This window comes from Pseudomonas putida, from assembly GCF_002741075.1.
GTDB classification, from domain to species: domain Bacteria; phylum Pseudomonadota; class Gammaproteobacteria; order Pseudomonadales; family Pseudomonadaceae; genus Aquipseudomonas; species Aquipseudomonas putida_T.
In genome coordinates this window covers 369,241-391,656 of sequence record NZ_CP016634.1, presented here as the reverse complement: position 1 = coordinate 391,656, position 22,416 = coordinate 369,241, and the positions used below count along the sequence as shown (strand labels likewise).

The 22,416-nt window shown below is 59.8% G+C and carries 23 protein-coding genes and 1 pseudogene; 14 read left to right on the top strand and 10 right to left on the bottom strand.

The genetic code is table 11. From position 1 onward, the window contains the following. Positions 1-15 precede the first annotated feature (15 nt). Positions 16-342 (bottom strand): transcriptional regulator, encoded by a 327-nt coding sequence (locus IEC33019_RS02145; RefSeq protein ID WP_157765863.1) that lies wholly within the window; start codon positions 340-342, stop codon positions 16-18. 103 nt (positions 343-445) lie between these two features. Between IEC33019_RS02145 and IEC33019_RS02140 the strand changes: the two genes are divergently transcribed. The 14 genes from IEC33019_RS02140 (at position 446) to IEC33019_RS02075 (ending at position 12,350) form a co-directional block, all read left to right on the top strand. Further along, on the top strand, positions 446-1,201 hold the full coding sequence (locus IEC33019_RS02140; protein WP_099592865.1) for a S24 family peptidase: 756 nt from the start codon (positions 446-448) through the stop codon (positions 1,199-1,201). Positions 1,202-1,334: 133 nt separating this feature from the next. Next, a complete protein-coding gene (locus IEC33019_RS02135) occupies positions 1,335-1,724 on the top strand; it encodes a LuxR C-terminal-related transcriptional regulator (protein ID WP_099592863.1) in 390 nt (129 codons plus the stop codon). 81 nt (positions 1,725-1,805) lie between these two features. After that, on the top strand, positions 1,806-2,051 hold the full coding sequence (locus tag IEC33019_RS02130; protein WP_099592860.1) for a hypothetical protein: 246 nt from the start codon (positions 1,806-1,808) through the stop codon (positions 2,049-2,051). Beyond that, positions 2,048-2,881, top strand: coding sequence for an SPFH domain-containing protein (locus IEC33019_RS02125; protein ID WP_099592825.1), 834 nt, complete (start codon positions 2,048-2,050; stop codon positions 2,879-2,881). Before IEC33019_RS02130 ends, IEC33019_RS02125 begins: the two co-directional genes overlap by 4 nt. 47 nt (positions 2,882-2,928) lie before the next feature. Next, positions 2,929-3,519: a DUF1566 domain-containing protein gene (locus tag IEC33019_RS02120; protein ID WP_253776094.1), complete on the top strand. Its 591-nt coding sequence runs from the start codon at positions 2,929-2,931 to the stop codon at positions 3,517-3,519. Between the two features lie 72 nt (positions 3,520-3,591). After that, positions 3,592-3,819: an Arc family DNA-binding protein gene (locus IEC33019_RS02115; protein ID WP_099592823.1), complete on the top strand. Its 228-nt coding sequence runs from the start codon at positions 3,592-3,594 to the stop codon at positions 3,817-3,819. Beyond that, entirely contained in the window at positions 3,806-4,465 is a 660-nt protein-coding gene (locus IEC33019_RS27695) for a hypothetical protein (RefSeq protein ID WP_253776091.1), read from the top strand. Before IEC33019_RS02115 ends, IEC33019_RS27695 begins: the two co-directional genes overlap by 14 nt. Then, positions 4,462-4,605 (top strand): hypothetical protein, encoded by a 144-nt coding sequence (locus tag IEC33019_RS27465; RefSeq protein WP_172959795.1) that lies wholly within the window; start codon positions 4,462-4,464, stop codon positions 4,603-4,605. Before IEC33019_RS27695 ends, IEC33019_RS27465 begins: the two co-directional genes overlap by 4 nt. Positions 4,606-4,996: 391 nt before the next feature. Continuing rightward, the gene (locus IEC33019_RS02100) at positions 4,997-5,770 is read left to right on the top strand and encodes a DUF1566 domain-containing protein (protein WP_099592818.1); all 774 of its coding nucleotides are present in this window, start codon (positions 4,997-4,999) and stop codon (positions 5,768-5,770) included. A gap of 187 nt (positions 5,771-5,957) precedes the next feature. Next, positions 5,958-7,148: a tyrosine-type recombinase/integrase gene (locus tag IEC33019_RS02095; RefSeq protein WP_099592816.1), complete on the top strand. Its 1,191-nt coding sequence runs from the start codon at positions 5,958-5,960 to the stop codon at positions 7,146-7,148. A gap of 36 nt (positions 7,149-7,184) precedes the next feature. After that, positions 7,185-8,972 carry an N-acetylglutaminylglutamine amidotransferase gene (locus IEC33019_RS02090; protein ID WP_070091643.1) on the top strand — a complete coding sequence of 596 codons (1,788 nt, stop codon included), beginning with the start codon at positions 7,185-7,187 and terminating at the stop codon, positions 8,970-8,972. A 3-nt stretch (positions 8,973-8,975) separates the two neighbouring features. Continuing rightward, on the top strand, positions 8,976-10,718 hold the full coding sequence (gene ngg / locus IEC33019_RS02085; protein ID WP_070091644.1) for an N-acetylglutaminylglutamine synthetase: 1,743 nt from the start codon (positions 8,976-8,978) through the stop codon (positions 10,716-10,718). A gap of 111 nt (positions 10,719-10,829) precedes the next feature. Next, positions 10,830-12,014 carry an osmoprotectant NAGGN system M42 family peptidase gene (locus tag IEC33019_RS02080; protein WP_070091645.1) on the top strand — a complete coding sequence of 395 codons (1,185 nt, stop codon included), beginning with the start codon at positions 10,830-10,832 and terminating at the stop codon, positions 12,012-12,014. Positions 12,015-12,122: 108 nt separating this feature from the next. Further along, positions 12,123-12,350: a YheU family protein gene (locus tag IEC33019_RS02075; protein ID WP_043206612.1), complete on the top strand. Its 228-nt coding sequence runs from the start codon at positions 12,123-12,125 to the stop codon at positions 12,348-12,350. On the opposite strand, the gene IEC33019_RS02070 is transcribed toward IEC33019_RS02075, so the two are convergent. The 9 genes and pseudogenes from IEC33019_RS02070 to IEC33019_RS02030 form a co-directional block, all read right to left on the bottom strand. Next, positions 12,339-12,542, bottom strand: coding sequence for a carbon storage regulator (locus IEC33019_RS02070; RefSeq protein WP_070091646.1), 204 nt, complete (start codon positions 12,540-12,542; stop codon positions 12,339-12,341). The two genes, IEC33019_RS02075 and IEC33019_RS02070, sit on opposite strands and share 12 nt — an antisense overlap. A gap of 124 nt (positions 12,543-12,666) precedes the next feature. Continuing rightward, on the bottom strand, positions 12,667-12,927 hold the full coding sequence (locus tag IEC33019_RS02065) for a hypothetical protein (RefSeq protein ID WP_099592814.1): 261 nt from the start codon (positions 12,925-12,927) through the stop codon (positions 12,667-12,669). A gap of 25 nt (positions 12,928-12,952) precedes the next feature. Continuing rightward, positions 12,953-13,103 (bottom strand): annotated as a pseudogene (locus IEC33019_RS02060) (IS5/IS1182 family transposase); the annotation flags it as partial. Between the two features lie 170 nt (positions 13,104-13,273). Then, the gene (locus IEC33019_RS02055; protein WP_070091647.1) at positions 13,274-13,981 is read right to left on the bottom strand and encodes a hypothetical protein; all 708 of its coding nucleotides are present in this window, start codon (positions 13,979-13,981) and stop codon (positions 13,274-13,276) included. Between the two features lie 150 nt (positions 13,982-14,131). Then, positions 14,132-14,848 carry a hypothetical protein gene (locus tag IEC33019_RS02050; RefSeq protein WP_139139867.1) on the bottom strand — a complete coding sequence of 239 codons (717 nt, stop codon included), beginning with the start codon at positions 14,846-14,848 and terminating at the stop codon, positions 14,132-14,134. A 17-nt stretch (positions 14,849-14,865) separates the two neighbouring features. Beyond that, positions 14,866-15,606: a hypothetical protein gene (locus IEC33019_RS02045; RefSeq protein ID WP_139139868.1), complete on the bottom strand. Its 741-nt coding sequence runs from the start codon at positions 15,604-15,606 to the stop codon at positions 14,866-14,868. Positions 15,607-15,686: 80 nt separating this feature from the next. Further along, on the bottom strand, positions 15,687-16,373 hold the full coding sequence (locus tag IEC33019_RS02040; RefSeq protein ID WP_070091650.1) for a hypothetical protein: 687 nt from the start codon (positions 16,371-16,373) through the stop codon (positions 15,687-15,689). An 88-nt stretch (positions 16,374-16,461) separates the two neighbouring features. Then, positions 16,462-18,981 (bottom strand): type VI secretion system ATPase TssH, encoded by a 2,520-nt coding sequence (tssH, locus tag IEC33019_RS02035; protein WP_070091651.1) that lies wholly within the window; start codon positions 18,979-18,981, stop codon positions 16,462-16,464. A gap of 12 nt (positions 18,982-18,993) precedes the next feature. After that, positions 18,994-22,413, bottom strand: coding sequence for a type VI secretion system protein (locus tag IEC33019_RS02030; RefSeq protein WP_081337414.1), 3,420 nt, complete (start codon positions 22,411-22,413; stop codon positions 18,994-18,996). Positions 22,414-22,416 lie beyond the last annotated feature (3 nt).

Sequence of the window (22,416 nt, the reverse complement as noted above, 5' to 3'; positions counted from 1 at the left end):
GGGGCGACGAGGCTGTCATTGGGAGGCCTCTGCAGTACTGGATGAATTCACAGCCACCACAGTGGAGTTACAATGATGGCCGCTGGCCGGTATCTTTTGTTCCAAGGTTGCCGAGCGATCCGCAAGCTCCGGCCATAGGCGATGCCAGTCATCGGGACGAAGCATCTGCCTGGTCACAGATCCGCTGGTTGCGCGCTCAATGCCAACTGCCATTCCTGCAGATGCAGTCTTTTGGCCATAGCCAATCAATCTGAGATAAGCCCTTGTCGTGCCAGTCTCCGACACGCCTTTGTCATCAGCGGTTTTGAGCCAGGCAAGCAACGGCTGGAGCTTCATTTTCATAGCCAGCCCTTCAAGTGAGTGCATAAAAGATAACCCAGAGGTTACCTAGCAGCAACACCCATAGGGAATTTACCCATAGATAACTATTAGGGACAATTGACGAATGGATATCTATGAAATACGCCGCCAGAACCTTAGAGAGCTCGTAACCGAGCGCTTCAACGGCCGCATCGCAGGGTTAGCTGAGGCAATTGAGCGAGCCCCGAGCTACCTCTCCCGCTGCCTGTCTGGAAAACCTGAGCATCGAAAAAGGGTTGGAGAAGCACTGGCCAGAGATATTGAGGACAGGCTTGATCTTCCGCGGTTCTGGCTCGACGTGGCTTGCGTTACCAATGATCACCACCGTCGAGAGGTCGCCCAGGTTGCTGAGCACCCTGAGATGACGGATCTCTCGATATGGGATGACGAATCTCCGATCGAAGATGATGAGGTGGTCGTCCCATATCTACACGAGGTTGAGCTGGCAGCTGGCTCCGGTCGATTCGCAATTGAGCAAACCGAGGGCTCGACCCTGAGATTCGGAAAGCGCAGCCTCCGAAAAAACGGAGTTCAGTTCAATTCCGCCAGGTGCGTCACGGTGCGCGGGAACAGTATGCTTCCGGTGCTAAGAGATGGAGCCACCGTAGGCGTGGACGTAGCAAAAAACTCTTTTGGCGACATAATTGATGGCGACATCTACGCTATCAATCACAATGGCCAGCTTAGGATTAAGCAGGTTTATCGCACCCCAATGGGCATCAGGCTCCGAAGCTTCAACCGTGATGAGTACCCGGACGAGGACTACACGTTCGATGATGTCCAGGCCCAAGCCCTTACCCTAATCGGTCATGTGTTCTGGTGGGGAATGTTCGCCAGGTAACCATGACTGCCTCAAGAAAGCCGCCGTTTGGCGGTTTTTTTTCGCCCGGAGAAAAATTTACCTAAAGGTGTTGACCGAAAAGGTAACCTGTAGGTAACTTTATATGCATCAAGTCATGGGTGGAGCATCAGCGATGACAACGGCAACCTCGATCACCGTAGGCAACTGGCAGGGCCTTCTAGGCCATGGCGCCGCCCCACGAGAGCTGGAGTGCTTGCTGGCAATTGCTGGTGGCGCTTCGGGTAAAGAGGCTGCTCGCGCCCTTGGTATCAGTGAGGACGGCGTGAAGAAGCGCCTGATCGCCCTGGGCACGAAGTGGGGCGTTACTCGCCGAGCTGCGCTGGTCGCAGAGGGATTCAAGCGCGGGATCATCAGCCCGGCGATCATCGCCCTGTGCGCCATCCTTGTAGGCCATTCCATCGCCAGCGCCGACGAGTTCACCCGTGTTCGCCGCTCCGGCGAGCGAAAGATCGCTGAAACCCGCATCTACCGGCGCGCCGAGTGCGCCCTGGCGGTGGCGTAACGCTCCCCGCCTGACCTGATCCATCACAGATTTTGCGAAAGCCAACAATCGCGGCGGGCCCTCGTTCGCCCTGGAGAACTGATGAACCAACAAATTTCAACCTTGAGGCTGCTGCTGGTGCTGACCTACACAGCCATGTACTTCGCTTTCTCGCTGGCGGTTCTGCGCTTTATTGCACCCGCCCTGATCAGCGGCAAATCCGACATTCTGGTGATCATCGGCCTGGCACTGATCGCCATCTGGCTGATCTGGTCGATCACCCTCGCCTATTACCTGCTCACCAAGCGCCGCGCACCTGCGGCAACCACCCAAGAGGAAGACCAATGAAGCGTTTACTCGCTGCTGCATCGCTGTGCCTGCTCGCCGTCCTCAGCGGCTGCTCGAAAGTCCCTGCCGGCAACGTCGGGGTGATCGTCAATCTGTACGGATCGGAAAAGGGCGTCGAGCTCAAGGAGGTCGGTACCGGCAAATACTGGGTTGGCATCAACGAGGAGCTGTATCTGTTCCCGACTTTCACCCAGACCGAGACCTGGACAGGCGACGAGACGATCACCTTCCAGACTGTGGAGGGCATGAAGGTCGGTGGTGACGTGGGCATCACCTACGCCGTTGCTCCAGACAAGGTCACCACCCTGTTCCAGAAGTACCGCGCCGGCATTGACGAGATCACCAACAAGTTCCTGCGGAACATGGTACGCGACGCGTTCAACGACGTGGCATCCACCCTCCCTGTCGAGAGCGTCTACGGCGCAGGCAAGGCCGACCTTCTGATAGCAGTGGAGAAGCGGGTCCGCGCTCAAGTCGAGCCGATCGGCATCAACCTTGAACGGATCTACTACGCATCCGACTTGGCTCTGCCGCCGCAGGTGACCGCCAGCCTGAACGCCAAGATCCAGGCCACCCAGATGGCAGAGCAGCGCCGCAACGAGGTTGCTCAGGCTAAGGCCGAAGCTGACAAGGAGCGCGCCCGCGCCCAAGGCGAGGCCGACGCCAAGCTGCTTATTGCGAAGGCCGACGCCCAGGCGATCGAGGTGCGCGCCCAGGCCCTGCGTGCCAACCCCGACGTGGTGACCCTCAACGCCGTGGAGAAGTGGGACGGAAAGCTGCCCACCTACACCGGCGGCCAGGCCCCGCTGCCCTTCATCGGCATCAAGTAACCAGTAGCGGGGCGACCACCGTCGCCCCGATCAAAGAGGAATTCCCCATGGAACAGCAATCCCCACTGATCGCCATCGGCGCCATCAACTTCAATCTTTCGCTCCCGACGCCTGACCTGGCCCAGGAAACGATCGCTGATTTCGCTGCTGCCTTGGCAGCCCAGCCTGCCGGGACAAAGCTCACCCCGCCAGCCATCGGCGAATACTGGCCCGGCCAGGGCGGCATCTACGGCGGCCTGCGCCTTTACCCCGAGGGCCTGTGCCACCTGATCTTCGCGGCCCAGGACGTAGGCAAGCACGCCTATGGCGAGTACGGCACCGAGGTCGAGGCCGCCAACCAGATCGACGGCCGCGCCAACACCGCCATTCTGGTCAATCGCGACGGCTCGCACCCGGCTGCAGATGCGGCATACACCTTCACCTGCGACGGCCACAACGACTTCTATCTGCCTGCCATTGGCGAGCTGCACCACAGCTATCTGTACCTGCCTGACTCGTTCGAGAAGGCCTGGTACGTGTCGAGTTCGCAGCGCTCCGCCCACAACGCCTACTTCGTGGACTTTGAGGGTGGCTGGCTCTACGACAGCCACAAGAGCAACGAGTTTCTCGTCCGCCCCGTCCGCAGAATTCTTCAGTAATTCAGTTCTTCATTTCTTCCGCTGGGCGCACGCCCGGCGGTCAGGACCAGACAATCTCGAAGGAGACACGCCATGGCTTTTGAATACGACAGCCGTACCGCCGACAAATTTGTGGTTCGCCTCCCCGACGGCATGCGCGACCAGGTGGCAGCGGCAGCCGACGCAGATGATCGCTTGATGAACTCACTCATCGTTACCGCGATCCGCAATGAACTGGATGGCCGCGCCCGTGCCAATGCCCTTCTTGATGCGCTCGCCCAGGCAGCAGAAGCCAAGGGAGTTCCACATGCAAACGCCTGAAAAGATCACCTTGGTGCTGCGCCCAGTAGATGGCGGCTCACTGGCCCCTATCCTGCCCTTCCTGAAGCTTGGCGATGAGTTCCAGGCGGAAGGGTTCACAGCAGTGATCGCCGGTGTCAGCGCGGGCGACATGCTGGCCTACCTTGAGCAGAAAGCATTCGACATGGGCATGGAGCGTGAAGAGCACGGCCACGCCATGGAGTACTGCGAACGCGCCCTGGGCATGCATCCGCTGCTGGTTGCTCACGCCCGGGAGATGTACGACCTGCTGCGCCTGATCAACGTCAAGGTCGGCGGCTTGCGCGCGGTCTGCGATCACGGCGGCGACCCAAGCGAAGAAATGTGGGAGCAGTTCGATGAGGCTCTGGATGCCATATGGCCGCTGATGGAGGCGCTGGCGCCAGCGGTGGCAGTACGGGAACAGCCTGTCGCGATGTTCAACATCGACGAGCACGTTCAGATGGCTGCCGATGCACGCCGGTACCGCTATCTGCGAGACCGCGAGCGTCTCAACGATCCTGACCACGACCTGCTGGTGGTGCGCGGAAACAAATGGTTCTGTGATGAAGAGCTGGACCGCGAGGTCGACACGGCCCTGCGTCTGGAGGCGCTGGAGCAGCAGGTGGTACAGGAGCAGCAGCCATGACACAGGCCGGCCTGCTCTTGCTGCTGTGGGATGCCCTGCAGCATCGTGAAACCACCTTTGGCCAGGTGCTCGACCTGTCTTCCGCTTGCGGCCTGGACGGGCGCCGGGTGCTGGCCGACCACTTTCGGGGGCTGCCATGAAGCCTGGACATGAACGGCCAGTAAATCGCTTGGCGGCTCGCGTGGTCGGGGCTGCTGACAGCTACGAGTTCAAGATGAGTGACGGAGCCGTCAACTCGTTCCTGCCTTTGCCAACTAGGCCGGTTTCTAAATCGGAGGCCTGCCAGCCCTGTTTCACGGACCTGACAGGCACGAAGCTCGGCAGGCTCACTGTTGTCGGGATATCCGCTGAAGTGCTCGCTCGATGGGTGGTGCGGTGCACATGCGGCACCTACGGCCTCAGAACGGCCAAGGCGATCAAGGCAGCAGCACCGGACGCCTGTTGCCACCAGTGCCATCTGCTCGCCCTAGCCAAGTGCAAGGACATCAATCGTCGAACCGGAAAGTTCGTACCAGTCGAGGACATTCTGAGATGAAGCGCCGAGCAATCAACCCGGTCGCCCTCCCCGCCATCGGACAGCCCTTGAGCGGCGGCTTCTTCGCTGGCCGGATCTTCTTCGACGGTGCCGAGCACGCCATCATCGACTCCGGTCGTGAGTTCGAAGTCCTGGCTCAGTGGTGGGAGCAACCCGGCCCGCGCGTGAACGTCCGCGACGCCCTGTCCTTCCATGACGGCATGGCAAACACCCGCGCCATGGCCGAAGCCGGCAGTGCTATTGCACGCAAGGTGCTGGCGATGACCATCCGTGGCCAGCGCGGATGGCACCTGCCGAGCATCGAGCAGCTGCAGGTCATGCGGGCGAACCTGCTCCAACTGCCTGACTGGGGCCGCTACTACAGTGCACTTCGTGCTGGCGGGCCAGCCCAGGCCTTCACGCACATGGAGTACTGGTCCAGCACGCAGAACGCCGCCGGCAGTTCCTGGTGCCTGCACATGTTGCCCTGGTGCACACCGACTACCAACTGGGCCAGCAAGACCAAGGGTATTCGCCCGGTGCGCACCCTGCTGATCAGCCAAGAGGCTTTCGTGCATGAGCCATCGACCGACACGGCCATACCCGCCGCCGATTTGCGCGGCCTGGCCAATCAGCAGGCGGTGGCCACTGTGCTCGAACGGTTCGTGAACGAAGACGCGGGCAAGTTCTATGGGCGTGCAGATGCCTTGGTGGCTGAGCTAGCAGCGCTGGCCGTTGCTGACGTGACAGATCAGCGCGACAACCAAAACCTGACACGTCAGGAGGAATAGAGATGGCAGCAGCAGAGAATCTGCCCGAAGACCATGTGCACGACAAGGTCACCGAGAAGCGCATGGCTGAGTTGGTGGGGTGTACAGCGAAGGCGCTTCAACGCAAGCGCGAGAAAGGCATCATCCCCAACTGGGTGTGGATGAAGATCAACGGCAGGATCATGTACAGCAAAAGGAGATATGACGAATGGATCGAAAGCCTGTGGACCTGCCGGCCGGAGTCGAGCTTGTCGGGCGCTCAATCCGAATTCGCTTCACCTGGAACAAGAAGCGGTGCTGCGAGACGCTCCCCCTCCCTCAGACCGCGAAAGGGATCGCAGCAGCAGCGAGTCTACGTGCTCAAGTAAAAGGCCTGGATAAGCTCGGCGCCCTGACAGCAGAGAAGTACGCCGAGCTGTTCCCCAACACCCGCAGCGTGGCGGTGCAGGACAAGGTCGCTCCGATCTTCTTCGACTACGCCCAGGACTGGCTAAACAGCTTGCAGATCGTTGACGGCACTCGCCGGAACTACAGATCGGCCCTGCAGGTGTACTGGATTCCGTACCTGGCGGAGACGCCAATCGACGCCATCACGTCGGTCAGGCTGCGCAAAATCATGAACGAAATCGAGTGGACCTCAGCCATCCGACGCAAGGGTGTGGTGAGGCTGCTGGTGTCGATTCTGCAGCAGGCCGTGGCCGACGAGCTGATCACCCGCAACCCTGCCCTGTCCATCCCCGGCGCGAAGGTGCCCAAGCGCGAGGTCGATCCTTTCCTCAAGGAGGAAGCGGACCTGATCATTGACCAGCTATACAAGACGACCAGCGGCCTGACCACGATCTATGCCGCCTATTTCGAGTTCTGCTTCTACACCGGAATGCGACCCGGAGAGGTGATGGCTCTGCGCTGGAGCGAGATCGACAAGCGCGGGAAAACCGCCAACGTGTGCAGGATTCAGATCCGCGGATTGATCCAGGACCGAACCAAGACCAAGCGCACCCGGAAAGTTTTATTGAACGATCGCGCACTCCATGCACTCGAAAAAGCCAGGCCACTCACCGAGGCGCGATCCGATTATGTGTTCGCACCGAGTGGTACAGGCGAAAGATCGGAGATGTTCATTCGCTCCGAGACGAGCCAGAAACGCTACTGGGAGGCTGCGTTGCGGAAGCTTGGGATCAGGCGCCGCAGGATGTACGACACGCGCCACACGTACGCAACCATGTGCTTGATGGCCGGCATGAACCCGGCATTCATTGCCGCGCAACTTGGGCACAGCGTGCAAGTGCTGCTTTCCACATACGCCAAGTGGATCAACTCGCCGAACGATTGGGCCGAGCTTGATAAGCTGAAAGCGCTGGAGAGTGGTACGAAAGTGGTACGAGCTGATAGCCAGTAACGCCAAGAGTGCCGAAACCCAAAAGGTTTACGTTACATGTGCGGATTAGCAGGAGAGTTACGTTTCACCCCCATCGACCAAGCCCCTCGCCCGGCGGACCTCGCCGCGGTGGAGCGCATCACCCACCACCTGGCGCCTCGCGGCCCCGACGCCTGGGGCTTTCATAGCCAAGGCCCGATCGCCCTCGGCCACCGGCGCCTGAAAATCATGGACCTGTCCGACGGCTCGGCCCAGCCCATGGTCGACAATACCCTGGGCCTGTCGATGGTGTTCAACGGTGCCATCTACAACTACCCCGAACTGCGTGAAGAGCTCAAAGCCCTGGGCTACAGCTTCTATTCCGACGGCGACACCGAAGTGCTGCTCAAGGGCTATCACGCCTGGGGCGCAGCCTTGCTTCCCAAGCTCAACGGCATGTTCGCCCTGGCCATCTGGGAACGCGACGCCCAGCGCCTGTTCCTGGCCCGCGACCGCCTGGGCGTCAAACCCTTGTACCTGTCGCGCAACGGCGAGCGCCTACGCTTCGCCTCCACACTCCCGGCGCTGCTCAAAGGCGGTGATATCGACCCGATGATCGATCCGGTGGCGCTGAACCACTACCTGAACTTCCACGCCGTGGTGCCCGCGCCTCGTACCCTGCTGGCCAACGTGCAGAAGCTCGAACCCGGTACCTGGATGCGTATCGACCGTCACGGCGAGGTGCAGCGAGAGACTTGGTGGCAACTGCACTACGGTCCTCGTCCGGATGAGCAGCACCTGGACCTGGAGGACTGGACCACACGCGTGCTCGACGCCACCCGCGATGCCGTGGCGATCCGTCAACGGGCGGCGGTGGATGTCGGCGTGCTGCTCTCCGGCGGTGTCGACTCGAGCCTGCTGGTCGGCCTGTTGCGCGAAGTGGGCGTGGACGATCTCTCGACCTTCTCCATCGGCTTCGAAGATGCCGGCGGCGAGCGGGGTGACGAGTTTCAGTATTCGGACCTGATCGCCCGTCACTACGGTACGCGCCACCATCAGTTGCGCATCGACGAGCGCGAGATCATCGAACAGCTGCCCGCGGCGTTCCGCGCCATGAGCGAGCCGATGGTCAGCCACGACTGCATCGCCTTCTACCTGCTCTCGCGGGAGGTGGCCAAGCACTGCAAAGGCGTGCAGAGCGGTCAGGGCGCCGACGAGCTGTTCGCCGGCTATCACTGGTACCCGCAGGTCGATGGCGCCGACGATGCCTATGAGGCGTATCGCGCGGCCTTCTTCGACCGCGACCATGCCGAATACCGCGATACTGTCCAGGCGCCCTGGCTCCTGGAAAGCGACGCGGCCGGCGAGTTCGTCCGCGAGCATTTCGCCCGTCCTGGGGCCAGCGAGGCGGTAGACAAAGCCCTGCGTCTGGACAGTACCGTGATGCTGGTGGACGACCCCGTCAAACGCGTCGACAACATGACCATGGCCTGGGGCCTGGAAGCGCGCACGCCGTTTCTCGATTACCGCCTGGCGGAACTGTCGGCGCGTATCCCGGCCCGCTTCAAGTTGCCCGACGGTGGCAAGCAGGTGCTCAAGGCGGCCGCACGTCGAGTGATTCCCCATGAGGTGATCGACCGCAAGAAGGGGTATTTCCCGGTGCCGGGTCTCAAGCACCTGCAAGGCGCCACCTTGGGCTGGGTCCGTGAGCTGCTCACCGACCCGAGCCAGGACCGAGGCCTGTTCAACCCGGCCATGCTCGATCGCCTGCTGAGCAACCCTCAAGGTCAACTGACGCCGCTGCGGGGTTCGAAGCTGTGGCAATTGGCTGCCCTGAACCTCTGGCTCAGCGAACAAGGAATCTGACCGATGAAAGCGCAAACAGCCTACGGCCAGCGCCTGCTTCGCGGGCAAGCACCCTCCTACGAGCGCCTGCAAGCACAGTTGGCCGGTGATGGCAGCGAACCCCACGGCCAACCCCGTGCCGTTCATTGCGGCTGGGGCCGGCTGCTGATCGGCCATACCTACCCGGGCCCGACCCTGCTCGCCGAGGCGCTGCTCGACGAGCGTCCAGGAGAACGGGACATCGCCCTCTATGTGGCAGCCCCCCAGCAAGTGCTGGCCCAGGCTCCGCAACAGCTATTTCTCGACCCTTCGGACACGCTGCGCCTGTGGTTCACCGACTACCGTCCGGCGCAACGGGTGTTCCGCGGCTTTCGCATTCGCCGGGCCCAGGCCGACGCCGACTGGCACGCCATCAACGCCCTCTACCAGGGGCGTGGCATGCTGCCGGTCAATCCCGAGCTACTTACCCCTCATCACCTGGGAGGCCCGGTGTACTGGCTGGCCGAGGATGAAGAGACCGGCACGGTGATCGGCAGCGTCATGGGCCTGAACCACAGCAAGGCCTTCGATGACCCCGAGCATGGCAGTAGCCTGTGGTGCCTGGCCGTCGACCCGCAGTGCACCCGTCCAGGCGTCGGTGAAGTGCTGGTGCGTCACCTGGTCGAGCACTTCATGAGCCGCGGCCTGGCCTACCTGGATCTGTCGGTGCTGCACGACAATCGCCAGGCCAAGCGTCTTTACAAGAAGCTGGGCTTTCGCAACCTGCCGACCTTCGCGGTCAAGCGCAAGAATGGCATCAACCAGACGCTGTTCCTCGGCCCCGGCCCAGAGGCGTCGCTCAACCCTTACGCCCGCCTGATCGTCGACGAAGCCTATCGGCGTGGCATTGACGTGCAGGTCGACGATGCCAGTGCAGACCTGTTCACCCTGAGCCTGGGCGGACGGCGGATCCGCTGCAGGGAATCGCTAAGTGACCTGACCAGCGCCGTAAGCATGACGCTGTGCCAGGACAAACGCCTCACCCAGCACGTCCTGGACGCCGCAGGTTTGAGCGTCCCCGTGCAACAGCTGGCCGGCAACACCAACGACAACCAGGCTTTTCTTGAAGAGCACGGCGCTGTGGTGGTCAAGCCGGTGGACGGTGAACAGGGCCAGGGCGTGGCGGTTAATTTGGGGAGCGTCGAGGAGATCGACCAGGCCATCGAGCAAGCCCGTCGCTTCGACAGCCGGGTCCTGCTGGAAAGCTTCCATCCAGGCCTCGACCTGCGCATCGTGGTCATCGGTTTCGAAGTGGTGGCAGCAGCGATTCGTCACCCGGCCCAGGTGATCGGCGACGGCAAACACAACATCAAGGACTTGATCGAGGCTCAGAGCCGTCGACGCCAGGCCGCGACTGGAGGCGAAAGCCGTATCCCGATAGACGAGGAAACCGAACGCACTCTGCGCGGCGCGGGGTTGAGCTACGACAGTGTGTTGCCGGCAGGGCAGCGCCTTGCCGTGCGCCGCACCGCCAACCTACACACCGGTGGCACGCTCGAGGATGTGACCGAACGCCTACACCCCGTACTGGCCGATGCGGCGGTACGTGCCGCGCGCGCGCTGGACATCCCCGTGGTGGGCCTGGACCTGATGGTGCGCGATGCCGAGCACCCGGATTACGTGATCATCGAAGCCAATGAGCGGGTCGGCCTGGCCAATCACGAACCGCAACCCACCGCCGAGCGCTTCATCGACCTGCTCTTTCCCCATAGCCGGGCACCGACCTGATATCGCAGACAGACCCTTTGGCGGATAAACCCGCTCCCACCGAGCTCAACGCGGCTCTGGAGGAGCGGGCTCACCCGCGAAGAGAACAGCGCTAGCCCCAAGGAGTACCTGATGCCTGAAGGACACCCCGAACCTGACCTCGATTACCTCAAACGCGTGCTACTGGAAATGCTCGCCATCCCCAGCCCTACCGGCTTCACCGACACCATCGTGCGCTACGTGGCCGAACGCCTGGACGAGCTGGGCATCCCCTTCGAGCTGACCCGCCGCGGCACCATCCGCGCCACGCTCAAAGGCCGCCAGAACACGCCCGATCGCGCCGTCTCGGCGCACTTGGACACCATCGGCGCCAGCGTGCGCCAGTTGCAGGACAACGGACGTCTGGCCCTGGCTCCGGTGGGCTGCTGGTCCAGCCGCTTCGCCGAAGGCAGCCGCGTCAGTGTGTTCACCGACACCGGTGTGTATCGCGGCAGCGTGCTGCCGCTGATGGCAAGCGGGCACGCTTTCAATACCGCCATCGATCAGATGCCGATCAGTTGGGAACATGTGGAAGTTCGTCTGGATGCCTACTGCGCCACACGAGCCGACTGCGAGGCTCTGGGCGTTGCCATCGGCGACTTCGTCGCTTTCGATCCACTGCCAGAGTTCACTGAAAGCGGCCACATCAGCGCCCGACATCTGGACGACAAAGCCGGCGTGGCGGCACTGCTGGCAGCGCTCAAGGCCGTGGTGCAATGCGGTCAACAACCGTTGATCGACTGCCATCCGCTGTTCACCATCACCGAAGAGACAGGCTCTGGTGCCGCTGCGGCGTTGCCGTGGGACGTGAGCGAGTTCGTCGGCATCGACATCGCTCCAGTGGCGCCCGGGCAGGCCTCCAGCGAACATGCGGTGAGCGTGGCCATGCAGGACTCCTCCGGCCCCTACGACTACCACCTCTCGCGGCACCTTCTCAAACTGGCCGGTGATCAGGACCTGCCGGTACGCCGGGACCTCTTCCGCTATTACTTCAGCGATGCTCACTCGGCCGTCACTGCGGGCCACGATATCCGCACCGCCCTGGTTGCCTTCGGCTGCGATGCCACCCACGGGTACGAGCGCACCCATATCGACAGCCTTGCAGCCCTTAGTCGCCTGTTGGCCGGCTACCTGCTCAGCCCACCCGTGTTCGCCAGCGACTCGCAACCCGCCAATGCGTCGCTCGAGCGCTTCAGCCACCAGTTGGAGCACGATGCCCAGATGGAAAGCGACACGCGAGTGCCGACGGTGGACAGCTTGGTCGGCAACAAGGCTTGAGCAACCCGGTGGGAGAGCCCCTGCGCCGTGAGCGGGCAGAGCAGGAGCCCCAGGCAAGATGCATGCGTTTGGCGTAGCATGCCTTTTCCCAGACAAGATCCTGCAACCATGTTGATTCCCTACGACCAACTCGAAGCCGAAACCCTCACCCGTCTGATCGAGGACTTCGTCACCCGCGACGGCACCGACAACGGTGACGACACACCCCTGGAAACCCGCGTCCTGCGCGTACGCCAGGCACTGGCCAAAGGTCAGGCGTTCATTCTGTTCGATCTTGAAAGCCAGCAATGCCAGTTGCTGGCCAAGCACGAAGTACCCAGGGAGCTATTCGACTGATCGCTTGCCCTGGCGCCGCGCGGCCAGGGCTTGCTTGACGCTCTCGCTGATCTCTTCACGGTTTACCGTGATATGGGCAGGTGCCTGGATGCCCAGGCGCACCTGTTCACCCCCTTGCACGGACAACACCTGAATCGTGATGTCGTCCCGGATCTTGATGGCCTGTCCAACCTGACGCCCTATCACCAGCATGTCTGACTCTCCCAACCAACGGAAAACCACAGACTGCCTCGGGCGCCTTCAAACGCACAACATTACGCCGAGAGAATAGACCCATCCCACACAAATCAGCGATTCAACCTACAGCCAATCGATTTCACCCTTGTTGCAACCGTGGGCCGAACACAATGAGGGTTGCTCCCATCACACACAGCAGAGCCCCCAACCAGTCACTGGCCATCGGTCGGGCCCGCTCTACCAAGGCCAACCAGAGTAGCGAGGAAACGATATAAATGCCGCCGTAAGCGGCATAAGCGCGGCCAGCATAAGCCGATTCAACACGCAGCCAGAGGTAAAAGGCATAGCAGCCGATGATTTCAAACAGCGCCGCAATGAAAAACCAAAAGTAATTGATCACAAGCCCCCCAGGTACCAAAAGTGTTGTCGTAGACACCGCCGCCAGCAAGCCAATGTTTCAGGGGTCTGCCGCGTTCGGTGGGAATGTGAACACCGTCCCGTAAGGGGTTGAGCATGGGAAACATCACTGGCGTGGCCACCAGAAAGGATGAAATGCAGTGGCAGGCCTCGAGTGTCGCAGCCCCTGCGACGTTTCAAAGAGTTCATACAGAGCCCAGACGACTAAATACTGCATAGCCTAACGCAACAACGTGCACGCCAGTGTATTTGTCTTGTCTGTGATCATTGCCATTGACGTACTCGCGGGCTGGAAACTCGCGCAGGTCACCCACGTAACCACGTGCACACTAGACGAAAATCACCTCAAGGTCAGGGTTAAGGCGTTGAAGTTTTATGATCAACGTCCAATCATCATACCAAGATTCGCTCGCATATAGGCTGTGCTGCGAATAGACAATGCCAGCGACCCGGACCTCCTCTGTCTGGGCAAAATGCACATTGACCCCCGGCCTACCAACGACCAGTACTTCATTAAACGGATTTCCAACATTCACCAAAGCCTCTGGCAGCGCAATCTGTTTATATCCGCCTTTAACTTTGTAGCCACACTTCCCTTCCCCCGAAAATATACGACTAGCAAGTTCATAACTTGTGGCATTGGCATGAGTAGGAAACCAAACATCTTTTCTAAAGGCGCCTAAAATATTCTGAGGGGGCACCTCCAACAAAAAACCGACGCCTCCAGCTATCTGCTTACCCCAGCCTGGCTTAACCTTTCGAGACGGCTTTCCGTTAACCGAAATCAACGAAGTGGAGAACACATCCCAATGCCTGAACGCATCCGCCGCCCTCATCCTTGAAAAATCGCCAATATTGTATTTTTCGAGGGTGACTGCGTGCACCAACCCAAGACCACGCGCTGTGATATTTTCCCAAGCGCATAGTTTTCGATTGACACCCGGTTCAAGCGAGAATTTAGGAGTCGGCACCCTCCCATTCATCCTGAATTCGCTAGTTTCTAATGACGTCGACCGTAACGCAGAACGCATGATCATACAGCTACTCCTTATAACATTGACTCGGACACAAGTCTCCCATTGGTATGACCGTTGGGCTTCGTCATCCTGCAGATGCAATGAACGCGGGATCGAGCAGAGCGCAGCTAAATGCCCCTCTCCAATCAGGCGTCATGGCGAACACCTGCCTCACACAATAATGATATCCAGCGCCGGATTCAGTTGACGGAGTCGACCCAATAAAACCAGCCGTTCAAAACTCATTCTCCTCAAGCCGCCCCCTAAGTAACGAGGTGCATAGATGACACCCACGACCTTGATCGCTTGAGTCAAGGGAAAATATATTTTGACATTCGACTTACCCACAACAAGCACCTCGTTGTGCAGTAACGTTTTCCCAACAACATCATCAGGGGGCAGAACCTTATTGTATCGCTCCACCATCTTAATCCAGCCAAACTTTGAAGTGCCATTGAAGATGGCATCGGCAAACGCAAAATCCTTAGCACGAAAATGCGTCGGAAACATGACATCCTGAGGAAAGGTACCGAGAATATTTTGCGGAGGCACTTCGAGTATGAAGCCCACCTCACCGAACAGCTGCGTGGATCGCTCCCCTCCTTTTTTTTGATCATGATGCCGCGCTTGCGCGATCCGTTTGACATCGATCAGGCTCGTGGAAAAAACATCCCAGGTGTTGAGTACCTCTTCAGCCTGACGCTTTGACAAAGGACCACGTTCAAATTTATCCAAGGTCACCCCATGCACCAGGAATCGATCTTGATCTTTCAAACGCTCCCATTGCTGCAATGTGCGCTCGACTTTTTTATCATAGGAGTACTTTGGCGCACTCGACCGCTGCGCTTTTTTTTCCGCCCTAGACTTACGCGACATCCATTCGAACATAGCCACCCCTATCACGACTATATAACTTTCACTTTAAGATCCGGATTCATGCGCTGTAGCCTGGCAATCAAAGCCCAGTCTTCTCGCTCTTGTCTCGCCCCAATAGCGTTGTAGAACGAGTAAACAATCCCAAGCACCTTGACATTGGCGGTGGGGGTAAAATGGACACTGGTTCCGGGCCGTCCCACCACCAACACCTCATTATAAGTATCCCCTGAATTCAACAAAGCGACTGGCGGGATAACCTTATTATATCCACCCTTTACCTGGTAGCCGCGTTTCCCTTCACCAGATAATATCCGCTGCGCAAACTCATAACGCGTGTCATTGGCATGCGTGGGAAACCAGACATCCCTCTTGAATGCACCCAGAATATTTTGAGGTGGCACCTCCAACAGAAGACCTACGCCTGTAGCCAATTGGGTCCCCCAACCGGGCTTGTCCGCTTCTGGGTGCCATGAAAGATCTGCCTTATCCACAGCGATCAACGAGGTGGAAAACACATCCCATTGTTTCAATGCATCCTCTGCCCGCATCTTTGATAGATCGCCCCAGTGATATTTCTGCAGATTCACAGCATGCACCAGGTAGAGGCCATGCTCGTTGATGTCCTCCCAGGTGCGCAGTGTTCTATCGATATGCGGATCAAGTGAGAATCTTGGAGACGCCCCCCTTCCTCGCATCTTGAACTCATCAAAGTTTGGCGACAGTAAACGTGAACCAGAACGCTTTGCGCTCTTAAACAAAGGAAATTTCATACACACTGATAATATTATCTCAGCCTTACGGGCGCCGCGACGACCTACGCAACTGTCGGTCGCGATTAAGAACCGTCAGTTCATACGACCGTGACACTCAGGCTTGGGTTGAGTTTACGAAGACGGTTCAAGATAGCCATTCGCGTGGCGCCCCTGTCTTTCAGACCTTCACTCACGTACGCTCGGGTACATAGGATACCAACCACCTGGACCCTCCGTGTTTCCAAGGCATTTATGTCCAGACTCGGCCTCCCCACGACCAGCACCTCATTATAATATTTGTGATTTCGGAAAATTTTATCCGGTGGTACCAGCACCCTGAATTCCTTCAGAAACTCAATCCACTCCATTCCGGGAGACTCATCACCTTTGGAAAAGTAAGTTACCGGACATGAAAACCCCCGACGGATAACACCCAGGATGTTTGGCGGGGGGACTTCCAGCATAAGCGCCACTTCGCCGAATTTCGTCTCAACCGATTCTTTACTGCTCATTTGGCAATCCTGCCACCTCGGTGATGCCCGCTTGATATCGATCAAATTGGTAGGAAAAACATCACATTCATTGAGCACATCTTCAGCCTTGCGCCTTGACAAGGGACTGCCTTCGAACTTGTCCAGATTCACTCGATATACCAAGAGCTTCTTTCGCTCCGCTGCCAGTTGCGCCCACTGGCATAGCGTATGTTCAGTCTTGCTGTTGTAGGAATATTTCGGCACCTTCGCTTTTCCACCCACCGCACTGGTGCGTTTCCCCCATTCAAACATCGCGACGCTCCTAGTGCCTGTTATATCAGTCTCATGTATCTAACATTGAAGCGGGCCCACTCCATTCCCCCTGATCGACATGCCTCCATCAGTGCCCATTGCAGCCACTGCTTTTCCATTGACATCGATAGTGCTGCTTTGAGAAAGACAACGTCAGCACACCACGCCTTCCCTGCTTATTGAGCAGTGCGCGCGCCACGTCCGGTAGCACATGCTCATCGATCAACCCATCGATTTCTCGCGCCCCAATCTCATTCACTTGGCAGGCCTGGGAAATGGCTTTTACGACGGAGGGCTGGATGACCACTCGCACATCACCACCGGATGCAGCCTCGAGGCGTTGGACGACGTTGTTCAGCTTGAGTTGGGTAATCGCCGTCAACTCATGACCACAAAGCGCTCTGTAAACCAGCAAGTTCACACGTCCCATGAAGGCCGCTTTAAACACGGCCGAGCACGCTTGGCGCACAGCCGGCAACAGGTCACTGCCCGAAGTGCTTTTAGCGTGCTGATTGCTCAGCAGGTGCGAACCCACATTGGTGGTCATGACCACCCAGGCATCATGAAAACTTACGCGCTGACCTTCCGCATCTTCCATCCAGCCTTTATCCAAGACTTGGTAGAACATCTCGCGTACGTCGGGATGGGCTTTTTCGAACTCGTCCAGCAACAGGACGCAGTGCGGTTGCTTTCTGACCGCTTCGGTCAACTTTCCGCCTTTGCCATAGCCCACGTAGCCTGCCGGTGCACCTTTGAGCGCGGAGACTGTGTGCGCCTCTTGGTACTCGGACATGTTCAGGGTGATCAGGCTTTGCGGCCCAGAGCCATAAACCTGCGCCAAGGCCAATGCCGTTTCGGTCTTACCCACTCCCGAGGGACCGGCCAGCATGAACACCCCAGCCGGCTTGTCCGGCGCCTGCAGCCCTGCGCGAATGATGAAGAGTTTGCGTGCCAGTGCCTTCAGCGCCGCTTCTTGGCCCACCACATGGCTTTGCAACTGGGCCAGCAGTGTCTCTTCACTAACCTGCGTACGCTCCCTGAGCTTGCCGAGCGGGATCCCGGTCCAACCCGACAGCACGTGCGCCACACACGTCGCATCGACGCAGGCATGGACCATCACCTCGTGCTCATGCGCCTTGGCCAGGGATTGGCTGGCGACATCGCTGACGGGCGGCCCTGCGAGCACTTCCTGTACCCAGGCTCGCTGCTGCTGCCACTGGGCGCATACATCGTGCCGCGCTCGCTGGAGCTGCCCTTGCGTGCGGCTCACCTCCTCCAGCAACCGAGCATCATGCGCCTCGCGCACCAACCACGCCCGATGGCTGTCCAGGCTGGCCAGCTGGGCATCCAGGTCTTCCAGAGCCTCTGGAACATGGGTCTGGGAGAGCGCGACGCGGGCACACGCGGTATCCAGCAATGCCAGGGACTTGTCGGGCAACTGACGGTCGATGATGTAGCGCGTCGATAACCGCACGGCCGCTTCGATCGCTTCATGGCGAATGGTGACCCCATGGTGCTGTTCCAGCAGGGGCGCGACATGACGCAGCATCGCAATGGCCACCGCCTCGCTGGGTGGCTCGACCTTGATCGACTGGAAACGGCGTGCCAGCGCTGCATCTTTCTCGAAGATGCTCTTGTACTCGGCCCAGGTGGTCGCGGCGATGACTTGGAACTGGCCTCGGGAGAGCGCCGGCTTGAGCATGTTGGCCGCATCGTTCTGCCCGGCCATGCCGCCTGCGCCCTGCAGTCGATGCGCTTCGTCAATGAACAGCACCACCGGCACAGGCGAGGCCGCCGCTTCGTCCACAATGCTCTGCAGGCGCTTCTCGAACTCGCCTTTGACGCTCGCCCCTGCCAGCAGCAGCCCCAGGTCTACGCTGTAGACTTCGCAGTTCTTCAGCATTTGGGGCACATCGCCGGCCACGATACGCTGTGCGACCCCTTCGACCAGGGCAGTCTTTCCCACGCCAGGTTCACCGACCAGCAGCGGGTTGTTCTGGCGACGACGCAGCAAGACATCGATGACTTGGCGAATTTCCTTTTCACGCCCGATGACAGGATCGAGGCGCTGCTCGCGGGCTTGCTGGGTCAGGTTGTGGCCGTACGCTTCCAGGGCGCCACCTTCCCGCTCAGATGCCTGCTGCGCCTGGCCTTGGGCCCGCAGCCATGCAGCCGCCAAGGACACATCGCAGGCAAGCCAGGCCTGCAGGGAGGCGATTTCCTGGTGCCGTGCCCGCCCCTGTTCCAACCATGAGGCCCAGCAACACGCCACGCCAATCGATGAGTGTCCCCATTGCATGAAAGCCCGCTCCCAGGCGTCCTCCAATACACCGACCACCGACTCGGAAAACACCACGCTCTGGGCATTACCGCCAGGCTGATCCTTCAATCGCCGTTTCAGTTCGGCTTGCAGCGCCTGGGTATCCAAACCGCAGTGGCGCGAAAGTCCTTCAGCCAAGTCAGGCTGCTGACGAATCAGCGCGAACAGAAAATGATCACAGGTGACCTCGAAATGCCCGGCCTCGCTAGCATGCAAGGCCGCCTCATCCAAGGCCTTGCGCGCCTCGATCGATAGCGAAGCCACCCGTGATTTCAATGTGTTCTGCATAAACCGTAGCCCTTAACGTGGACACTGGACCGCGCTGACGGGAAGCGCCGTCAAGTTGCCAGTGAAATAATTGCCGTGCTGTTGTGCCGCTTTCTGCAAAGCCGAAATCCGCCCCCTTACCGGGGTCATGGCCTGTGCCACCCGGTGCCAGGCCCGCCAGCGCTCCTGGGTGTTTTCATGCCCTTTCAAGGAAAAACGCACGAGAACCTCGTTGACGCCTTGCAGCGAGAACACCGACGGGTCGGCTGACTCGAACGCCCCCAGCGCGAAGCGCTGCTCGCCACTTGCAAATGCCTGCAAGAACCGCGGCCAGGCATCGTCCCCAAGCCACTGGCGCTTCAATTCGCCTTGCGGAAACATCACCGACAGGCTCACGCCCTGGCATTGGCCAGGGGCCCAGCGAAACACGCGCTCTTCACGCAGGTTCGCGCTTGTGAGGGTTGTGGTCAGCTTGCCGCAGGACAGGCCGAGCTTCGTACCGCTCGGCATCAGCGCCGCCCCCCCGGGGACCGTGGCTGGTTGGGTGATGACGTGGGTTTCGAGCCATTCCTCGCTCATCGTCGCTCCAACGTCCTTCAGGCTGGCCAACTCCGCTTGCAGCGCTGTCAGCTCATCCTGCCTACGTGTTTGTTCACGCAGCGGCATACGCTCCAGGTCCTGCGGCGAAGTCGCACTGTTGAGTACCTGGAGAAATTCAGCCGTGAACGGGATCGCACTGGCTTGCCAGTATTTCGGGGAAAGCCCTGATTGACCGGGTGTCAGATAACTCAGCGCCTTGTCGTTCAAGAAGCGCTGGAACAACTGCCAGGCCATGTCTTCCTGGCGACGGCCGTTGTGCTTGAATCGCGGGTCATTCAAAGGTTGCAGAACTTGGTTTTGCCATTGCGCTTCCAGTTCGCAGGCAACGACCGAAACGGCATTGGCAGTCAGCGCGTCAACCTGTGTGCGCAACAGTTCCCAGACGGTGCCACTGCCTTGCCCCTGGGCCGACAACGCCATTTGCTTCTCGAGCTGGGTAAAGGCTGCCTGCAACGCCTCCAATGGGTTGGAGCCCGATTGCCCCTCGCTTGTCGAATGAACGAACAACCCGTGCGCCGTCTTGGCCAAGTCCGCAGGCCGCAATGTCATGTTCACCGCCGCGCCAAGGCTCTCCCTCCATGCTTGCCACACCTGGCGGTCCTGCTGGCTGGCATAGGCCTGGCTACGGGCGCTGCCAAACTGACGATAGAACCAGCCGCGCGCGCCTTTCTCCCAGACGAACAACTGATCCTGCAGGGTGGCCGGCTGAGCTTGCAGGTGCGACACCCGACGCATTTCATTCAGCCAAGCCTGGCTTTCAGCGCTCGGGATGGTCGTCAGCTCCGATACGATACGCGCGATAAAGCGGCTCGCCGGATCCTGGCCGTTGAGCAATGCAACACTTTCATCGCTGGCAAGGGGGTGTTCTGCGTGCTCATGGGCCTGTGCGATCGTATCGCCGATAAACGCCAACCAAGCCTCTTGCCGACGCTGATGCCAGGTTTTCCAGAAGCCCTGAAACGGCTGCTGATCGGTGCTGCGCAAGGCACGGGAGACCAACGCGACTTCTTCTTGCACTGTCTGCTCGCCTGCCTGCAACCAGAGGCCGGACAGCTCGGTCTGCACGGGCCAACGGGGCCAGAAAGGGGCAGACCGTAATGCCGACAACTTCTCGCGCCCTTGCAAAAGCCACGTCCAGTCGGAGTCCTGCGCGACCCACGACAACAGCAGCGCGCGCTGCTCGGCCAACGGCAGACGATCAGGGTGGCGCCGCCCCCAGGCCCGGGTGATCAACAGCACTTCCTTTGGGCTGAGTGCTTTCTCGAACACCAGTGGGTAGAACGTGTTAACCCCCCCATGCAGGGGGGCGAGCTCCGACAATGGCTGTTGATCGAGCATCGCCTCCTGCAACAGCACGGCCGCGCTCAGTTGCAAGATCATTTGACGTTTTTGCGCGGCATCGGATTCTGCGAACTGCTGCTGCCATTGAGCCTGGCGCGCCGGGTAATCGCTTTCGCGCCACCCTCCCGCCTCGAGCAACTGACGCTCGAGCCGTGCCTGCCAATAGCTCATCAACGGCAGATAAGGCACATGCATCGTCGGCTGGGCGAAACCGGCGTCCAATTGCGCCAGCCGGACTACATTGACTGCCATTCCTGAAGCGGGAGGTTCGTCATACAGGCGATAGGTCTTCCAGCCGCTCCACAGCAGCGCGCCGATCGCCAAGGCGAACACTACCGTGGCCAGCGACACCCTGCGCATGCCTGGGTAGCGCATATACCGCTCCCCTGCTTGCGATTGCGCAGCCTGCAGCAGGCGTTGGCTCAACAACTCTGCAACAAAATGCCCCTGGCGCTTTTCCCCTGCCTGGGCCATGGCGGGTGCGGCCGTCAACCACACACCTTTGAGTGCGCCCGTGGCGTGGTAAGGGTCAGGTTCGCAGAGCGCGACCACAAAACGCAGCAGGCCGGGCTTGAGTGCCTGCACCCGCTCGGGAAAACCCAGGCGCTGCGCGGTGGCCGTGTCAGGTGGCGTGGCATCCAGCGTGCTCAGGCACTGAGACAGCAGCCCCTCGCACAGCGTGTCGAACAGTGGTTCGAGAAAGGGTGTGTTTCGATCAACGACCGGCGGACGCCCCCATTGGTAGCCCAAAGCGTGTTCGCGCTGCTCGTCTGTCAGGGTACGCTGCCAGGCTTCGAAGCCTGGCAAGGCATCGATCCCGGTGACGACGACATGAATCGGCAGCCCCCGGCCACAGGCTTTTATCAGCTGTTCGAGCTGCTCACGCAGGCGACGCCCATGTTCATGCAGTTGCGCAGGGGAGCGCGTCTGCAGCGCCGCGCAACTGATCGAGACGAGCACACCCGCGGGGGGACGGACCTGCTTGCTCCATTGAACCAGGCGCGTCCAACTGCGCAGTGCTGTGGCATTGCCCGTGGAGAAATGACTGCCGACATCCAGCACGCACAATGGTTTGAAGAACCACCATTTCAGTGTCCGGGTCGGGAGGATCCGTTCGCGCGTATCCAGCTGGGACAAGACAGGTAGCTGTGCACTGTCGAGCAGCGTCGTCTTTCCATCGCGCCCTCCCACGAATACAAACCAGGGCATTTCGCGACCAAAGCGGTTCAAACGCTTCAGTGTGCGCGCCCCGCTTCGCCAATGCTCACGTAGTACGTAAATCTTTCGCGAAACCTGAAAACGTGCCAGGAACTGATGCGTACGCGGATGCCCTCGGAGTTCGCCCGACGCGACCATCAACAGGCGAAACAGCAAAATAACCAACAGGACGCCGGCCCACAGAAACAAGGCAGTAAACAGCGAGCCTTCTCGCGCCAATGCAACTAACGCGCACAGCACAAAGAGCAGACCAGCCAGTAAGAGCCAGCCTGATGATGAAAGTATCTTTTTCATGTT

Coding starts and splice junctions, on each gene's coding strand:
- IEC33019_RS27695 (WP_253776091.1), top strand. CDS start 3,806: ATGCAAACGCCTGAAAAGATCACCTTGGTGCTGCGCCCAGTAGATGGC.
- IEC33019_RS02030 (WP_081337414.1), bottom strand. CDS start 22,413: ATGAAAAAGATACTTTCATCATCAGGCTGGCTCTTACTGGCTGGTCTG.
- IEC33019_RS02140 (WP_099592865.1), top strand. CDS start 446: ATGGATATCTATGAAATACGCCGCCAGAACCTTAGAGAGCTCGTAACC.
- tssH (WP_070091651.1), bottom strand. CDS start 18,981: ATGCAGAACACATTGAAATCACGGGTGGCTTCGCTATCGATCGAGGCG.
- IEC33019_RS02045 (WP_139139868.1), bottom strand. CDS start 15,606: ATGAAATTTCCTTTGTTTAAGAGCGCAAAGCGTTCTGGTTCACGTTTA.
- IEC33019_RS02095 (WP_099592816.1), top strand. CDS start 5,958: ATGGATCGAAAGCCTGTGGACCTGCCGGCCGGAGTCGAGCTTGTCGGG.
- IEC33019_RS02075 (WP_043206612.1), top strand. CDS start 12,123: ATGTTGATTCCCTACGACCAACTCGAAGCCGAAACCCTCACCCGTCTG.
- IEC33019_RS02090 (WP_070091643.1), top strand. CDS start 7,185: ATGTGCGGATTAGCAGGAGAGTTACGTTTCACCCCCATCGACCAAGCC.
- IEC33019_RS02125 (WP_099592825.1), top strand. CDS start 2,048: ATGAAGCGTTTACTCGCTGCTGCATCGCTGTGCCTGCTCGCCGTCCTC.
- IEC33019_RS02100 (WP_099592818.1), top strand. CDS start 4,997: ATGAAGCGCCGAGCAATCAACCCGGTCGCCCTCCCCGCCATCGGACAG.
- IEC33019_RS27465 (WP_172959795.1), top strand. CDS start 4,462: ATGACACAGGCCGGCCTGCTCTTGCTGCTGTGGGATGCCCTGCAGCAT.
- IEC33019_RS02040 (WP_070091650.1), bottom strand. CDS start 16,373: ATGTTTGAATGGGGGAAACGCACCAGTGCGGTGGGTGGAAAAGCGAAG.
- IEC33019_RS02070 (WP_070091646.1), bottom strand. CDS start 12,542: ATGCTGGTGATAGGGCGTCAGGTTGGACAGGCCATCAAGATCCGGGAC.
- IEC33019_RS02115 (WP_099592823.1), top strand. CDS start 3,592: ATGGCTTTTGAATACGACAGCCGTACCGCCGACAAATTTGTGGTTCGC.
- IEC33019_RS02055 (WP_070091647.1), bottom strand. CDS start 13,981: ATGATCATGCGTTCTGCGTTACGGTCGACGTCATTAGAAACTAGCGAA.
- IEC33019_RS02120 (WP_253776094.1), top strand. CDS start 2,929: ATGGAACAGCAATCCCCACTGATCGCCATCGGCGCCATCAACTTCAAT.
- IEC33019_RS02145 (WP_157765863.1), bottom strand. CDS start 342: ATGAAAATGAAGCTCCAGCCGTTGCTTGCCTGGCTCAAAACCGCTGAT.
- IEC33019_RS02050 (WP_139139867.1), bottom strand. CDS start 14,848: ATGTTCGAATGGATGTCGCGTAAGTCTAGGGCGGAAAAAAAAGCGCAG.
- IEC33019_RS02130 (WP_099592860.1), top strand. CDS start 1,806: ATGAACCAACAAATTTCAACCTTGAGGCTGCTGCTGGTGCTGACCTAC.
- ngg (WP_070091644.1), top strand. CDS start 8,976: ATGAAAGCGCAAACAGCCTACGGCCAGCGCCTGCTTCGCGGGCAAGCA.
- IEC33019_RS02080 (WP_070091645.1), top strand. CDS start 10,830: ATGCCTGAAGGACACCCCGAACCTGACCTCGATTACCTCAAACGCGTG.
- IEC33019_RS02135 (WP_099592863.1), top strand. CDS start 1,335: ATGACAACGGCAACCTCGATCACCGTAGGCAACTGGCAGGGCCTTCTA.